The organism is Mesoplasma photuris ATCC 49581 (assembly GCF_000702725.1).
GTDB lineage: Bacteria > Bacillota_I > Bacilli_A > Mycoplasmatales > Mycoplasmataceae > Tullyiplasma > Tullyiplasma photuris.
Genome location: NZ_JNJI01000002.1, coordinates 257,165 through 273,855, shown reverse-complemented (window position 1 = coordinate 273,855; position 16,691 = coordinate 257,165). Strand labels below are relative to the sequence as shown.

The 16,691-nt window shown below is 29.7% G+C and carries 18 protein-coding genes and 1 other annotated feature; all 18 genes read right to left on the bottom strand.

Annotation, left to right across the window (positions count from 1 at the left end):
• Positions 1–15: 15 nt before the first annotated feature.
• Entirely contained in the window at positions 16–3,933 is a 3,918-nt protein-coding gene (rpoB, locus tag T347_RS0101250; protein WP_031542461.1) for a DNA-directed RNA polymerase subunit beta, read from the bottom strand.
• A gap of 13 nt (positions 3,934–3,946) precedes the next feature.
• Positions 3,947–5,104, bottom strand: a complete 1,158-nt coding sequence (locus tag T347_RS0101245) for a hypothetical protein (RefSeq protein WP_031542460.1) — start codon at positions 5,102–5,104, stop codon at positions 3,947–3,949.
• A gap of 233 nt (positions 5,105–5,337) precedes the next feature.
• Positions 5,338–5,706, bottom strand: coding sequence for a 50S ribosomal protein L7/L12 (rplL, locus tag T347_RS0101240; RefSeq protein WP_031542459.1), 369 nt, complete (start codon positions 5,704–5,706; stop codon positions 5,338–5,340).
• Between the two features lie 74 nt (positions 5,707–5,780).
• Entirely contained in the window at positions 5,781–6,281 is a 501-nt protein-coding gene (rplJ, locus tag T347_RS0101235) for a 50S ribosomal protein L10 (RefSeq protein WP_031542458.1), read from the bottom strand.
• 23 nt (positions 6,282–6,304) lie between these two features.
• Positions 6,305–6,436, bottom strand: a sequence feature (ribosomal protein L10 leader region).
• Between the two features lie 72 nt (positions 6,437–6,508).
• On the bottom strand, positions 6,509–7,192 hold the full coding sequence (gene rplA, locus T347_RS0101230) for a 50S ribosomal protein L1 (protein ID WP_031542457.1): 684 nt from the start codon (positions 7,190–7,192) through the stop codon (positions 6,509–6,511).
• On the bottom strand, positions 7,192–7,620 hold the full coding sequence (gene rplK / locus T347_RS0101225) for a 50S ribosomal protein L11 (protein WP_031542456.1): 429 nt from the start codon (positions 7,618–7,620) through the stop codon (positions 7,192–7,194). The genes rplA and rplK overlap by 1 nt, the downstream gene beginning before the upstream one ends.
• 147 nt (positions 7,621–7,767) lie before the next feature.
• A complete protein-coding gene (gene nusG / locus T347_RS0101220; protein WP_031542455.1) occupies positions 7,768–8,427 on the bottom strand; it encodes a transcription termination/antitermination protein NusG in 660 nt (219 codons plus the stop codon).
• 10 nt (positions 8,428–8,437) lie between these two features.
• Positions 8,438–8,797 carry a preprotein translocase subunit SecE gene (gene secE, locus T347_RS0101215; RefSeq protein WP_051636004.1) on the bottom strand — a complete coding sequence of 120 codons (360 nt, stop codon included), beginning with the start codon at positions 8,795–8,797 and terminating at the stop codon, positions 8,438–8,440.
• Entirely contained in the window at positions 8,797–8,955 is a 159-nt protein-coding gene (gene rpmG / locus T347_RS0101210) for a 50S ribosomal protein L33 (protein ID WP_031542453.1), read from the bottom strand. Before rpmG ends, secE begins: the two co-directional genes overlap by 1 nt.
• 61 nt (positions 8,956–9,016) lie before the next feature.
• Positions 9,017–9,757 carry a 23S rRNA (guanosine(2251)-2'-O)-methyltransferase RlmB gene (gene rlmB / locus T347_RS0101205; protein ID WP_031542452.1) on the bottom strand — a complete coding sequence of 247 codons (741 nt, stop codon included), beginning with the start codon at positions 9,755–9,757 and terminating at the stop codon, positions 9,017–9,019.
• 1 nt (position 9,758) lies between these two features.
• Positions 9,759–11,066, bottom strand: a complete 1,308-nt coding sequence (gene cysS, locus T347_RS0101200) for a cysteine--tRNA ligase (protein ID WP_031542450.1) — start codon at positions 11,064–11,066, stop codon at positions 9,759–9,761.
• A gap of 9 nt (positions 11,067–11,075) precedes the next feature.
• Positions 11,076–11,978 carry an ECF transporter S component gene (locus T347_RS0101195; protein WP_031542449.1) on the bottom strand — a complete coding sequence of 301 codons (903 nt, stop codon included), beginning with the start codon at positions 11,976–11,978 and terminating at the stop codon, positions 11,076–11,078.
• 121 nt (positions 11,979–12,099) lie between these two features.
• Positions 12,100–13,521: a lipoprotein gene (locus tag T347_RS0101190; protein ID WP_031542448.1), complete on the bottom strand. Its 1,422-nt coding sequence runs from the start codon at positions 13,519–13,521 to the stop codon at positions 12,100–12,102.
• A gap of 67 nt (positions 13,522–13,588) precedes the next feature.
• Positions 13,589–14,926, bottom strand: coding sequence for a replicative DNA helicase (gene dnaB / locus T347_RS0101185; RefSeq protein WP_031542446.1), 1,338 nt, complete (start codon positions 14,924–14,926; stop codon positions 13,589–13,591).
• Between the two features lies 1 nt (position 14,927).
• Complete coding sequence (gene rplI, locus T347_RS0101180) at positions 14,928–15,371, bottom strand: 50S ribosomal protein L9 (RefSeq protein ID WP_031542445.1); 444 nt, start codon at positions 15,369–15,371, stop codon at positions 14,928–14,930.
• 74 nt (positions 15,372–15,445) lie between these two features.
• A complete protein-coding gene (gene rpsR, locus T347_RS0101175; protein ID WP_031542443.1) occupies positions 15,446–15,673 on the bottom strand; it encodes a 30S ribosomal protein S18 in 228 nt (75 codons plus the stop codon).
• Positions 15,674–15,691: 18 nt separating this feature from the next.
• Positions 15,692–16,156, bottom strand: a complete 465-nt coding sequence (locus T347_RS0101170) for a single-stranded DNA-binding protein (protein ID WP_031542441.1) — start codon at positions 16,154–16,156, stop codon at positions 15,692–15,694.
• Between the two features lie 31 nt (positions 16,157–16,187).
• Positions 16,188–16,634 (bottom strand): 30S ribosomal protein S6, encoded by a 447-nt coding sequence (rpsF, locus tag T347_RS0101165; protein WP_084323924.1) that lies wholly within the window; start codon positions 16,632–16,634, stop codon positions 16,188–16,190.
• Between the last annotated feature and the right edge of the window lie 57 nt (positions 16,635–16,691).

Sequence of the window (16,691 nt, the reverse complement as noted above, 5' to 3'; positions counted from 1 at the left end):
TATTTCCCTCTCCTACTATTCTACTTCGTTTTCAAAATCTTGATTAATTTCTTCATCAGATACGATTACCATTTCCTCAAATTCAATTTCCATTTTTTCACCGATAGAAAATGTATCATTTGATTGGTAATCACTATCTAATTCTAAATCATCTGATTCAATGTCATCGTATGCATTAATTGCGATTTTGTTTCCTTCATCATCAATCATGTACATATCGAATCCTAATCCCATAATTTCTTTTGTTAGAACGTTGAATGATTCAGGAATTCCTGGTTCAGGTAAACGTTTTGATCTAACAATAGCTTCATAAGTTTTTGAACGACCTTTAATATCATCTGATTTAATTGTTAAGATTTCTCTCAATGTATGTGCAGCTCCATAAGCTTCTAATGCTCAAACTTCCATTTCTCCGAAACGTTGTCCACCATTTTGAGCTTTACCTCCTAATGGTTGTTGAGTAATTAATGAGTATGGTCCTACGTTACGTGCATGTAATTTATCATCAACCATGTGTGATAGTTTCAACATGTACATTACACCAACTGAAATTGGTTTGTCAATCATTTCTCCAGTTTGACCATCGATTAAGTTAACTTTACCAAAGTTTGTCATTCCAGCTTCTGCCATGATATCTTTTAATTCTTCTTCATTTAAACCTTCAAATACTGGTGTATTAATTTTTAAACCAAGTTTTTGAGCAGCCATACCTAAGTGAATTTCTAAAATTTGACCAATATTCATACGTGATGGAACCCCTTGTGGGTTTAACATAATGTCAACTGGTGTTCCGTCTTCTAAGTGAGGCATGTCTTCAATTGGTAAGATACGAGAAATAATACCTTTATTTCCGTGTCGTCCAGACATTTTATCACCTTCTTGGATTTTACGTTTTTGAACGATGTAAACAATAACTTTTTCGATTACATCAGCTCCTAAATCATCATAACCATCTTCAACTTTGAAACGTTTAACTGCTTGAACAATTCCTTCACCACCATTTGGTACTTTTAATGAACTATCTTTAACATGTTTAGATTTGTCACCAAAAATTGCTTGTAATAATTTATCTTCTGGTGATAATTGTTGAGCTTGACCTTTTGGTGTAACTTTACCAACTAAAATATCTCCAACTTTAACTTCAGTTCCGATTCTAACAATACCATCTTCGTCTAAGAATTTTTTAGCTTGTTCTGAAACGTTTGGAATTTCACTTGTTACTTCTTCAGCACCTTGTTTTGTATTTCTGATTTCGATTGTATATTCATCAATGTGAACTGATGTAAATCTATCTTCCATCACAACTCTTTCAGACATGATAATCGCGTCCTCGAAGTTGTAACCGTTGTATGTTGAAAAGGCAACAACAACGTTTTGACCGATAGCTAATTCACCTTTATCCATTGAAGGACCATCAGCAATAATTTCTCCAGCTTTTACTTTGTCACCAACTTTAACAATTGATGATTGAACAATAGCTGATCCATTGTTTGATCTTTCTCAATTAGATAATGTATATGTTTTTGATCCGTTTTTTGATTCAACAGTAATTCTTGTTGAGTCAACGTATTTAACAACACCATCTTCTAAAGCAACTACAGCAGATCCTGAGTCACGCGCAGCTTCAAATTCAATACCTGTTCCAACAATTGGAGATTCAGGATTAATTAAAGGTACAGCTTGACGTTGCATGTTTGCTCCCATCAAGGCACGGTTAGCATCATCGTGTTCTAAGAAAGGAATAGCTGATGTAGCTACTGATACGATTTGTTTTGGTGAAACGTCGATGTAATCAATTTCGTTAATTGCAGCGATGTAATCATCACCTTTATAACGAGAAACAATTCCCATTTCCCCATGAGGAATTAAAATTGTATCTCCATCTTTTTCAACGTTTGCTTGAGCAATAATAAAGTCTTTTTCTTCATCAGCTGTTAAGTGAACGATTTCATCATTTAAGATTAAACCATTTTCAACTTTTCTGTATGGAGTTGTAATGAAACCGTATTCGTTAACGGCTGCATAAGTTGATAAGTTGTTAATAAGACCGATGTTTGGTCCTTCTGGAGTTTCAATCGGACAAATTCTTCCATAATGTGAAGGGTGAACGTCACGAACTTCTAATCCAGCACGTTCTCTTGAAAGTCCACCAGGACCTAATGCTGTTAATCTACGTTTGTTTGTTAATTCTGATAATGGGTTAATTTGATCCATGAATTGTGATAGTTGAGATAAGTTAAAGAACTCACCAATTACAGAAGTTAATGGTTTGTTATTAATTACAGTTGATGCCTTTAATTTAAATAAGTCATTTGTAGTTAATTTATCTTTAATATTTTTCTCAATACGAGCTAAACCAATTCTGAATTGATTTTGTAATAATTCACCAGTTGTTCTAACACGACGGTTACCTAAGTGATCGATATCATCGATTTCACCAATTCCGTTATCTAATTCAATTCCATATGAAATTGTTGCTAAAATATCTGGCACGGTTACAAATTCGTCAGTTGTTGTTGATATATTTCCAACTAAAGTAACAGTTTCTGATTTTAAATCATTATCTTTATATAATTTTAAAGTTTGAACTTGGTTAGCACCATTAATTCCTGCAGAGAAATTAATTGTCTTAACCATAACTTTACCTTCTAAAGCTGTGGCGATTTCTTTAATGTTTGATTTAACAACTAAAGTATCTTTTGCAACTAAAACATTACCTTTAGCATCAACAATATCTTCAGCAATTGTTTTTCCTAAAATTCTGTTTTTGATTGCTAGTTTTTGATTTAATTTAAATCTTCCAGCTTTTGTTAAATCGTATTTACGTTTATCGAATAATAAACCGTAAATGTATTTTGTAGCACCTTCAGTTGTAGCAATTTCGTCTTGTTTAATTTTTTTATAAATTTCACGAACTTGGTTTTCAAAATCAAATTCTCAGTTATCTGTTAAATTATCTTGAGAGTATGAGTTTGTTAAAATTAAATCATTTCCAAAAATATCTAAAATTTCTTCTTTTTTAATTCCTAAAGTTGTTAGTAAAGAAGTAGCAGTGGTTTTTCTTGATTTATCAATTCTCACCATAAGTGATGCGTCATTAGTCTCTGAATTTTTCTTAGTTTCAGTTTCAAATTCCAATCATGTACCACGAGCAGGAATAATATCAGCAGAATAAATCATCTCACCATTTTTACGGTTAAGAGTTTTATTAAAGTAAGTTCCAGGTGATCTAACTAATTGAGAAACAACAATTTTTTGTGATCCATTAATAATGAATGTTCCTGAATCTGTCATCATTGGGAAATCACCTAAGAAAATGATTCCTTTTTTGATGATGTTTACATCGGCAATAATTTTATCTTCTTTAGTTTCTTTAATAGTAATGATGATCATGTCATCTTCATTCATTTTTAATTCATTACCAAAAAAGTGTCCATATAATTCTTTGTTTTTTTCTTCGTTGAATTTTTCTTTTTTAGTTGTTTTATGTTGGTATGTAAATGAATATGTTTTTTCATTTTGAGATTCTAATTTAATCCCTGTTGCACCATATTTATCAGTAATTCATTCGATAACAACTTTTTTCTCGTCAAATTTACCTTCTGGTAAAAAGATTTCTTCGTCTTCTAAGTTAACAAATAATGAAGCTTCAGCCAAAATTGGAGCATCAAATATTTTTGATCTCTCTTTTGCTTCATTAATTGACATGTTTAAATTACCAATAATTCATTTATTGATTGTAAAAATGTTTTTTCCATCATTTTGACTTAATGGGAAAAATTCATCAAATACTTCTTGAATTCCTGTTTCTTTAAATCAATCAAATGTTTCTGTTTGAATTGCGATCAAGTTAGGTAATGCTAAATCTCCAGAAACTTTTGTATAATCTCTTCTTTCAACACCACGGTTTATTTTTTTAATTTTATAAGTCATGTTTTTGCCTTTCTTATTGTGCTAATAATAGCTTTATTTTAATTAACTCTTTTTCAAGTAACTGATACTTGACTGTTTGTCCTGGTTTTGTGATCAATATCTTGTTATCAACTAATGTTTGAAGATGTTCTTCCATCTCTTTTTTGCTAATGCAGAATTCTCCTGCAAAAGAAAATTCATGTCTAATTTGTTGCAAGCTGATTTCAACCTTAGGGTAGTTGACAACCAATGCTAATATAATTTTTTGAAAATCGTTTTTAAATAAGTTTTTACATTTGTTATTTTTCAATCACTTTTCAATTAATAAATTTCGATAAGAAATATTTACTTCTTCTTTTAACGCTCTTCTTATAAATTCTAAAATACTATCTATTGTAAAATCTTTTGAACTAACTTCATCTAATAAACCAATAAATTCTTTTCAGTTATTTGTAATTTTATAAATTGGATGCATCATTTTATAATTTAAATTTGATTGATATAAATATCATTGTGACAATAAAGTTGCCACAATAAAATTATATTTTCGATAAGGACTGATCAATAATACTTGAATAAAAATCAAGTATGACTGAGTAAATCCTCCAAGTTTAGTTTTCTTAAGACTTTTAATATAATCAATTAAACCCAAAAGTTCTTCATCAATTAAATCAAATGGAAAAACACTTTTGATTAATGTTTTATCATTATCTTGTCGATAATAAGAATTTTTATTATCTAAATCTAAACCAATATTTCTAAAAATAATATGGACAAACAATTCGAAATTATCTTCATTGATTTCGAATTGTTCTTTTTGAATAAGATTATATGCTTCAACAACGTTTCATATAATCTTTTCATCTGTATTCATAGCTTTACGTCCTCTACGTATTTCAACAATAGCGTTATAAACGTATTCAGGCGTTTTATTTGTTAAATCACCATCTATTAATAAAAGACTTGTAATATCTAGGTTATTAATAATCTGAAGCGGGGCATATTGGTTATTCACCTTATACGCATTCATATAATCGGTTATGTATGAATCAGCTTCAATTTGTTTTATTAGGTTAAACCTCAACTTATTGTTGATTGAAATAGGAATGTTTGCTTCTCATATTTTGCTTTCAAGATCTTTTAATAACTTATTCAATGATTTTTTATCTAAAAAATAATTTAAACTCGTCACTATGCTCCCCTAACTTTTTGTCCTTTAGACAAAATTAAGAGAATAGTAGAAGCTCTTAACAACTAAACTAGACTCAATTTATATAATTTTAAACTATTATCTTGTGGAAAACAACATATAGACCTTATAAAATCTACATTTTTAGAAATTTTGTCATTTAATAAACTGACCTTTTCTTTGTTAAACAATAAAAAAAATAGGCATAGCCTATTTTGGTTTTATAAAACTCTAGATTATTTTAAATCTACTGATGCACCAGCTTCAACTAATTGAGCTTTCATTGCTTCAGCGTCTTCTACTTTAACGTTTTCTTTAACTGTGATTGGTGTTGCTCCATCAACCATTTTTTTAGCATCCATTAATCCTAAACCTGTTAAATCTTTAACAACTTTAATAACTTTAACTTTTTCTCCACCTACTGCAGTAATAACTACTGCTACTTCTGTAGGTTCTCCAGCTGCTGCTGCAACTGGTGCTGCTGCTGCGAATCCTGCTGAAGCAACAACGTCAAAGTGTTCTTCGATTGCTTTAACTAATTCGTTTAATTCAGCTAATTTCATTTCTTCTAATGCATTAATAATATCTTGTTTTGTAATAGCCATGATAATGGTCTCCTTTATTTATTTAATATTTTGCCATTTAGTACACTATATTTTTATAATGTTTTAAATAATTGTTATTCTGATTTAGTATCAGCAACTGCGTTAATTACAGCCATAACTTGACGTAATGGGTAAATAAGGCTTGATGCAAACATTGAGTATAATTCATCTTTTGAAGGTAAAGATGCAATTTCGTTGATTGCAGCAGTATCCATAACTTTTCCTTCGTAGATACCAGCTTTTAATTTCATATCTTCGTTTGTTTTAGCGAATTTAGCTACTAATTTAGAAGCAGCTACTCCGTCTTCGTTTGAGAAGATAAATACATTTTGTTGTGTTAAGAATTCATTTAATTCAGATTTTCCAGCTTCATCAGCTGCTCTTCTAAATAAAGAATCTTTATAAACTTTAACTTCAATTCCTTGTTTTAAAGCTTCACGTCTGAAAGTTGTCATTTGAGCAACTGTTAAGTTTTTGTATTCAGCAACAGCAACACCTTGAGCGGCGTTAATTTTTGCTACGATCTCAGCAACAACTTCAGCTTTTTTTGCGTGTGCAGGTCTTGTATTTGACATTTACATTCCTCCTTTGTTCTAATAAAACCAATAAAAAACCTCGGTATAAATCCGAGGAAAACAAAAAAGTTTTTTTAAAGTAAAAACATTTTTCCTCGGTAACAGATTAAGGGATAAATCCCGGTTACTTTCTTCGGTACTAATAGCAATAATATAATAACATTTTTTTAATCAGTTTTAAATACTTCTGAAAAAATAAAAAAACCTTGCGGTTTTAATTGTTTTAATTAGTTAATTTCAGTTTTAATTCCAGGACCCATTGTAGTTGAGATAGTTACATTAATAAAGTAATCACCTTTAACTGTTTGAGGTTTAGCTGCTCTAATTGCTGAAACGATAGCTTTGAAGTTTGCTTCTAAAGCTTCTAAAGTGAATGATGCTTTTCCGATGATTGTGTGAACATTTCCTTCTTTATCAGCACGGTATTCAATTTTACCTTTTTTAATTTCATCAATTGCTTTAGCAACATCCATAGTAACTGTTCCAGTTTTAGGGTTTGGCATTAAACCTTTTGGTCCTAAAACTTTCCCGATTGCTCCTAATTTAGCCATCATTTCTGGTGTAGCAACGATAACGTCGAATTCGAATCAGTTTTCTTTAGAAATTTTTTCGATTAATTCTTCTCCACCAACAAAATCTGCCCCAGCATCTTGTGCTTCTTTAACTTTAGTATTTGTTAATACTAAAACTTTTTGAGTTTTTCCTGTACCTTCTGGTAACACGATAGCTCCACGAATTTGTTGATCAGCTTTTCTTGGATCAATATTTAAATTAAATGCAACTTCAACTGTTGAATCGAATTTTGTTGTTGAAGTTTCTTTTGCTAATTTCAAAGCATCTTGAATAGAATAAACTGTATGTTTTTCAACTTTAGCATAAGCTGTTGATAATCTTTTTGTAACTTTAGCCATTATACAGTTTCCTCCATACCTTCAATGTTGATTCCCATGTTTCTCGCTGTACCAGCAATAATTTTCATAGCAGCTTCAACTGAATTAGCATTTAAGTCTACTAATTTATATTCAGCGATTTCTCTAACTTTGTCTGCTGAAATTGTAGCAACAACTTTTTTCCCAGGATTTTGAGATCCTTTTTGAATTCCAGCTGCTCTTAATAATAAAACAGCTGCGGGTGTAGTTTTTAATACATAATCAAATGATTTATCATCATAAGCAGTAATAACAACAGGAACTACGTCTCCTGCACGATCTTTAGTAGCATCGTTAAATTGCTTTGTGAATTCAGGCATGTTAATACCTAATGAAGCTAACTCAGCTCCTGGTTTAGCTTGCATAGCCATAAATTCTAACTTAGCAATACGTGTGATTTTTTTAGCCACGGGTGTGTCCTCCTAATTTTTCTTAGTTGACTGGTTTTTACTCGCTGTGGTCCGAATGAATGCTAGTTTATTTAAGCAGTTCTCCCACAATAAAAATCGGCCTTCTATAATTATAAAGAAAAAATAAAAAAAGTGCAATGCACTCTATTAATATTCTTTAACTGGTTGTAAGTCTTCAAAAGGAATTTCTGTATTAACAAATCTTCCGAAAAACTCTAATGAAATTGTAGCAACTCCGTTACTGTAATCCATTTCAACAACTTTTCCTTCTTCGTTTGAATGTAAACCGTTGATTACCAAAACAACATCTCCTTGTTCAAAAGGAGCTGTTTTTAATTCTTTTTTAGCAACAGCAATTCCTTTTACTTTATTTGATTCTTCAGTTGTCATAGTTTCTTCAACAGTAACTTCTTTTTTATCAACTAAATCTTCAGCGGGAATCAACATATTCAAAACTTCTTCTGTTGATAATGGAAATGGTTTTGCTCCTCTTCCTGAAGAACCAATAAATCCTGTTACACCTGGTGTATTACGAATAATAAATCAAGCTCTTTCAGACATGATCATATTAATGAAAATATAACCCGGGAACTTATTCTTTTCTTTTAAATTACCAGTTGGTGTTTCAACTGTTCTTTTTGAAATTTTAACATCGAATACTTCATCTGCTAATTTTTCATTTTCAACTTTCATAATTAAATCTTGTTGAACTTTATCTTCGTGTCCTGTTTGACAGTTAACAACGAATCATTGTCCTTCAGCATTCATTATTTCTGCTTCTAATTGTGCAATGTTAATTTTTGACATTTTTTCTCCTCTATACTACTTTGATTAATGTTAATAATTCTTGTAATCCTCAATCAACGAAGATAAATACCACAGCGAATAACAACATAAAAATAAGTACTGTTATATATTTTCTAGTTAAGTTATCACTTCCTGATCACTTAATTTTTCCAACTTCTTTAACCATCTTGATTGGAAATTCTTTAAATTCCAATTTTCAATTACGTTTTTCTTTTGGTTTTTTAATTTCTTTGATTTTAGCAGTAGCGTCACTTGATATTTTTTGTTTTTTACCAGACGCTATTTTTTGTTCTTTTTGTAATCTTTTTTGTTCAAGTTTTTCAAACTTAGCTTTTGCTTTTAATTCTGATTTAGAAACTTTTTCAGACATTATCTTGTTTCCTTATGTGTTGTATGTTGATTACAAGAAGAACAAAACTTTTTAACTACTAATCTTTCTTTTTGAGTTAAAGTACTCTTTGTTTGAGAATAATTTCTACTTAAACAAATTTCACAAACTAAAATCGCTTTTCTACTATTTGCTCCCATATTGATTACCCTCCGTTTCATTTATATTATATAGAATAGTTAATTAATAACAATCTTGCCACTAACCAAATATTTTTAATTTATTTGCAACTTCATATAAAACTAACGAAGCAGCTACTGATGCATTGTAAGAGTCGATGCTTTTTGTTGATGGAACAAAGATATTCATATCACTATTTTTTGTGACTAATTCTGAAACACCTTTTTGTTCATTTCCAATTATTATCACTGAATTATTAGCAAAATCCACTTTTCTAATATCAACTGAGTCTTTATTTAAGTTGGTTGAATAAACTCAAAAATTATTTTCCTGCAATTGTTTAATCACGGAATTTAAATTTGTTACTTTAGTTACATCTAAGTCATAAACAGTACCTGCTGAAGTTTTAACAACCGTTGGTGTTATTTGAACTTGTCTTTGTTCAAGAATGATTACATTTGTAACTCCCATTAGACTAGATGATCGCAATATTGCTCCAAAATTATATGGATCATGAATTTGATCTAACATTAATACAACGTTTTTATCTTTTTTATTCATGTTTGCTAAAGCTGTTTTAAATGGAATATAGTTATATTCTTTAACTTCTGCTACCATCCCTTGATGATTAACATATTCTGAAAACATTTTTTGAAATTTTTCTTCTGATGTAATTTGAACTTCAATTCTAAACTCATTTAAATTTGTGAATTTTTCTAAATATTTTTTATCTTTAACTCAAATCTTTTTCACCATTTTAGGGTGTTTTAAAAGAAACTCTTCAATGGCGTGTTTACCATATATTAAATTTAAATTTTCCATATTAAATTAAGTTCCTTTCAATTAATTGCTCTCTGATTTGATCAGCTGCATCAAAATCTTTTTCTACTAAAAATTGTTTTCATTTTTGGTATAAATTTTGATCATCTTTTGTAAATGTAATCTTAAAGTCGAAGATAAATCCTAATATTTCATTACAAATTATTTGAAGGGTGTTATATTTTAAAATATTATTATCTTTATTGATATCTTTCATCATTTCATCGATCAAAGTTAAAACCATCGATGTATTAAGATCATTTCTCATATATTCACTAAAAGTATTATAACTAGTTTCATCGATTTCGTTAGTTTGATTAACCAAACCACTAATTAATGCCATTGTGATTTTTTTCTTAATGTTTATCAATTTTACAAAAAACTTTTTACCTTGTTCAATAATATCTTGGTTAATATTTAATGGTTGTCTAAAGTGTGTTGTCATAAATACTCAACGTAACAAGTCAGGACCATTTTCTGAAACAAAGTCTCGCACCAAAATTGTATTACCTAATGATTTAGACATTTTTTCGTCTTCGATCGTTACATGTCCATTGTGCATTCAAACATTCGCAATTTCTGCTTGGTTTTTTGCAATAAATTGAATTCTTTCATTTTCATGATGTGGGAATTTTAAATCAATACCACCAAAATGTATATCAATTGTTTGACTATTAAAGTAATCATCAATAAGTACAGCACATTCGGTGTGTCATCCAGGTCTTCCTTTACCAAATGGAGAGTCTCATGTTATTCCTACATTTGTTTTTTTTCATATTGAAAAATCATAAGGGCTTTTCTTTTTAACATCGACTGCGATTCTTTCTCCAACAATTAATTCGTCAAGTTTTTTATTTGCGAGTTTACCATATTGATTTTCAAATTTTAAAACATCAAAATAAACATCTCCATCAACTTCATAAGCTGATCCATTATTTATTAATTGTTCAATAAAAGAAATCATTTCTGGCATCTTTTCACTGATAGGAGTTATTTTATTGGGTCTCATAACATTAAGACTATCTAGATCTTCTAAATACGCTTTTGTAAATTTTTCTGCAATTTCTTTTTCAGAAATGTTTTCTTCAATTGCTTTATTAATAATTTTGTCATCAATATCTGTAATATTTTGTAAGTAATTAATTTGTGTTTTTTTAGATTTTAAAAATCTTACAAACATATCTGCTAAAACAGCTGGTCTAGCATTACCAATATGAATAAAGTTATAAACAGTTGGACCGCACATGTAAATATTCATTTCTCTACGTTGTAAATCTTGTAATGGTTTTGAAAATGAAGTATTTGTTTTCATGATAACTCCTTATTTTGCACCTTTGATCAAAGGTTTCATAACTGAATAAACAGTTGTTAAAACAGCTGTATTGAATAAAATTTTAATTGGTGTTTGAGCTAATCTAACAACAACCATAGACATATATCCACTTTGCATGAATGAGTTGTCTCCTCATGCAGCAAGTAATATTGTTGATAAAACTTCAGTAACTGTACAAATTAAAAGAATTGGTAAAACAATATTTAGTCATTTACCGTTTTTAGTAAAGTATAAAACTAAAGTAAGTAATGAAATAACCCCCAAAGTTACACTCATCATAATAATGAAGAATATAGGGAAGAATGCTGATGAAATTTCAAACCCGAAAAACGAAATCGGATCAGACGAATCTCTAGCAACTAAAATAAAGTACATAAATGCAGTAAATATTAAAATAAATCCAACAATCATTGAATATGTATACATTTGCTTTTTACCTTTAAGTTTAAAAGTAAATGAAGCAAGTCCTGATCAAAATCCAAAACCAACAGCCACTAATAAATAAGCAATATGAATAAATGAAGGAACAAATATCATTGCTAATATTTCAGTAATTAAACCAACTATTATTCCAACTACTGGACCAAAAATCATACCAGTTATTTTTATCATAATACCTTCAAAGGCAACTCTAATTGGCGGGAATACCGTAATTGGTAGTGTTACAGATATAACAACAGTTACTGCAACAGACACCGCGATCATCATAGCTATATAAGTTATGTTTCTAGTTGTGAATTTAAGACCGTTGTAGGGAATATTTTTTTTCCTTTTATAACTGTAATTAGAAATTTCAAAAATTCCATATGCAAAAATACAGAATAATGTAAAAAATGCTGTTGCCAATGCTAAATTACTCTCTTCTAGCAACCAAGTACTTATTTTTTCCATATTTCTCCCTAATTTATACTATTTATATAATTATAATTAAAATACTCTTTAAAATGTAGTTAATATAATAAATTTTCCAAATAAAAAAGGACTTTGTCCTCATTTACTATTATATATTGTATTATTTACTTTTTGTAATACTTTTTAAGTTTAATTTTAAGTCTTTAAACATCGCTTTTGAGTAGTCATCTTTTTTAGAATCACCATTAGCATCGAACGCTGCGATTTCATCATTATTAAATTGGTAACCAACTAATTGTCAACCAACTATTTGATGTTTTATATCTTTAGGCTCTTCATCTGTTGTTTTACCAGTAACAATTTCCATAATTTTAGGTTGATAAATGGCATTTAATCCATCTATTTCAACTTTGATATCAAATTCGCTTGATGAAGAATCATCCATATCTGCTTTAAATTTATATATTACATCAAAAGCGCCAACAGGATCTAAGAAAACTTTTCTTGCTGAAATTTCACGTTTAACTTTTTCATCACCTTCCGATTTATCTTCTCTAATGTCAAATTTATTTATATCTGCAATTTTTCCAGTAGGAGTATCTGAATTTTTGAAAATATGATAAGTTTCATTTTCTGTTTTTCATGCATCATCATCAAGTACGGGATTGAATGAAACACTTCCTGTATTAAGAATACTGTTGACATCTGTTTCACCAATTGTTAATGTTTTAAACGGATCCAATGATAACCCACCAATTTTTTCACCCTCGATGTTTTTTTCAGCGTTGATTTTAGCAACTTTACCAAATTCTTTGAAAACTAAATCCGCATCCGCTACTTCTTCGCCTGTTTGAGAGTCAACCATTTTTGCAATATGACCATTAGTTACTTTAGGTTTTCCTGCAAGATTAAATGATTGTTCAATAAATGAAGAATCCTTTTCACCTTTATAAACTTTAACAAATTCTTTACCTGCGCCAGCTTCACCTTCAGAATTTAAAGCATTCAATGCAGTTTGATCTACTTCTGTTATTGGGGTAAAGTTTGGATTACTCATTAAATATTCATTATATTGAATTAATGCAGGAATAGAATTGATTCCTCGGAATTTATCATGAGTATAATATTCTTCTTGAGTCATTGTTTCATCACCAGCAATTTGGTAATATCCATCAACCGTAAACATACTATTTTCTTCATCTGGATATAATGAATAAGTTCGTCTATGACTTTCAATACCATTTACAGATGTTGATTTACCAAAGTTTAATAGGTTGAAAGCATATCTCATCATTTCTGAAAATTTTCCACCAACTGGTGTTGAATCTAACATTTCCATATTAGTTCTTGATCTTTCATCAACCTTATCTGATGCAGTATAATTAGTATTTTTGTCGTTATTAGCAACGTACTTACCATTTTCTCCATTTTCATCTACTTCATAGTTAAAAAATGGCCCGTCAGTCACTGTAAAATCAGCAGTAGTTTTAATACTATGAGTTTTAACACCACAAGCCACAACAGTAGTGGCTGTGGTTCCACCAACTGTTACTGCTGTTAAAATTGAAAGTAATTTTTTCATTGTTCCCCCTGATTAAGCAATCATATTTTTAATTATATAATAAAAAATAGGTTTTGAACCTATTTTTCTACATATCTACAAATTTACCAAATGCTTTATTAAATGTTAATTCAACAGTTCCTGTTGAACCATTTCTGTGTTTTGCAATAATCAATTCAGTTGCATCAATTGGGTCTGCTTCACGTTCTTCTTGGCTTTTATTTTCATAGTAATCTTTTCTGTATAAAAACATGATAATATCAGCATCTTGTTCAATCGCACCTGAATCACGTAGATCAGACATCATCGGTCTTTTATCTTCACGTTTTTCAACACTTCTTGATAGTTGTGATAAACAGACAATTGGAATTCCTGTATCACGAGCAATTCTTTTTAACTGACGAGAGATATTAGAAATTTCGTTTTGGCGATCACTTCCACTAGCTCCTGGTGTTGTTATTAATTGTAAGTAATCGATTACACATAAAGTAACACCATGATCACGTTTTAATTTATGTAACTTAGATTGAATTTGTTGAATTGTAATACCTGGTGTATCATCAATAAAAATCTTAGTACTTTCTAACCTGTCGTTTGCTTTATTAATATCACTTCAGTCTTTTTTATCTAAACCTTTACCGGTTCTTAATTTTGTTGAATCAACTGAAGTCATCGTTGATAAAATACGTTGTGTTAGTTGTTCTGATGGCATTTCTACAGAGAATATTGCCACAGCATCATGTTCACCTTGAGTGGCTGCATTAAATGCTAAATTTAAGGCGAATGCAGTTTTACCCATAGATGGTCGTGCTGCTAAGATAATGAAATCAGATGGTTGTAAACCTGATGTAATTTTATCTAATTTAGCAAAACCAGTAGTTACACCTGTTAGAGTATTTGGTCTTTGTTCTAATTCTCTAATTTTATTTACTACTTTTTTAGCTGAATTAGAGATTGTGATTATGTCACTTTGTTTTGATGACAAATCAATTTCTAATAAATCTCTTTGTGCTTTATCTAAGATTGAATTAATATCACCCTTTGATTTTCTTAATTCAGCAATATTAGATAAAGTCGCATCTAGTTTTCTACCAGCTGAAGCTTTAAAAACTATATCAATATAATCTTCAACACCTTCATCAGTGAAGAAATAATCACCAATTGAAGCTAAAAATTGAATTCCACCAGCTTGCGATAATTTGCTTGTTTTTTCTAACTCATCAGCAATTGTTGTTGTCGAAATTTCTTTAGAAGTTGCACTTAAATCAATGATTGCTTGATAAACCAATTTATGATTACCAAAATAAAAATCATCAGCTGTTAAGCGCATTAAAATTTCGGGCAATGCATTTGGGGAATGCGAAGCGATTGCTAAGACCGTTCTCTCAGCATTTTCCAGAATTGTATTATTTGTCTGATTGTCCATCTTAAGCTTCCTTAACTTCTACTTTTATTTTTGCTTCAATACTAAAGTCTAATTTTATTTTTAAATAGTGAATTCCTAATGTATTTAAGTTTTTAAAATTCACAAATTTACGTTTATCTAATTCAATTTTATAAACATTTTTCATTTGATCAACAATATCTTGATTTGAAATTGAACCAAATGCTTTTTCATCAATTACTTGTAATTTAAAATGCAAAGTAATTTCTTCTAATTTTGATTTTAATTGTAATGTTTCAGCTTTTGCAAGATTTTCTTCTTCTTTAGCTGTTTGTAATTTGGTATTTAAAGTTTTTATACTATTTTCTGTTGCTAATTTAACTAATCCTCTTGGAAATAAAAAGTTTTTAGCGTATCCATCAGACACTTCTTTTACTTCATCTTTTTTTCCTTGACCTTTAACATCTTTTAAAAATATAACTTTCATAAAATCACCTTTTTCTATATTTATATTTTAACTTAAAACTTCAAAAAATAAAAAAATTGCCGAAGCAATTTTTCTTATTCAATAACGAATGGTAATAATGCCATTTGACGTGCTTTTTTAATAGCTAATGCCAATTTTCTTTGTTCACTTGGGTTTGTCCCAGTAACTCTTCTTGGTAAAATTTGACCGTTACCTGAAATGAATTTTTTTAATAATTCAATATCTTTATAATCGATGTAAGAAATATTAGCTTTTTTAATGTAACTAATTTTTTTTCTTTTTTTAACGAATTTTTTTTGCATAAAATATATCCTCCTCTATTAATCTCATAAAATTGAATCATCATTTTCAATGATGTCTTCAACACTTGAAGTATCTTTAATTGGTTGGTTATTTCCGGCAAATGAATTCATTTGATCTAAGTCAATGTTTGAATCATTTTTAACATATTCAGAATTAGAACTTGAGTTTGATGATGTAGTTTTGCTATCTAAAAATTGTACACGGTCTGCGTTAACATTAACTGCGTCTTGACGACGTCCATCAACTTCTCTTGATCTAACTGATATTCTTCCACTCACAGCAACTTGTGCTCCTTTTTTTAGGAACTTAGCCATGTTTTCAGCATTTTTATCAAAAGCCATACATGGGATAAAGTTTGTAAATTCATTTCCACCACTATATTCTGATACAGCTACTGTAAACCCAACAAATGGTTTCCCGTTTGTTGCTGTACGTAATTCTGGATCTTTAGTGATTCTTCCGATAATAACAACTTGATTCATAAAGATAATCTCCTTTTCTTAATTAATAAAACTACTTAACTGAACTAGTTTTAGCTGATGCAGCTTTTGGAGCGTGTTCAGCATTATTGTTAAAGTTTTTGTTAAATGGTTTTTTAAAGTTTCTTCTTTCACGACGTTCTTCTTCGAATTTTGTCATGTCTGTTTTTGATAATACTGTTGATTGAATGTAGTCTTGTACGTTTTCTGTATTTAAAACTAAAGTTCTAACAACTGCTTTATCAATTCCTGCAATACGTTCCATTTCAGCAACAGCTTCAGATGTTGTTTCAACAATAACAACTGAGTAGTGTCCTTTTTTCTTGTGGTTGATTTCATAAGCAAAATCCATTAAACCTCAATCGGCAATTTCTAATACTTTTCCACCTTCTGCTAAAATATTAACTAATTTATCAGAAGTTTCTTTAACGTTTTGTACGTCTTGATCGATAATGAACATAATTTCATATTTTCTAATCATAATTAATTTCCTCCTTATGGTCTTGTGGGCCGTTAAGCCAAGGAGCTAATCCGTGTA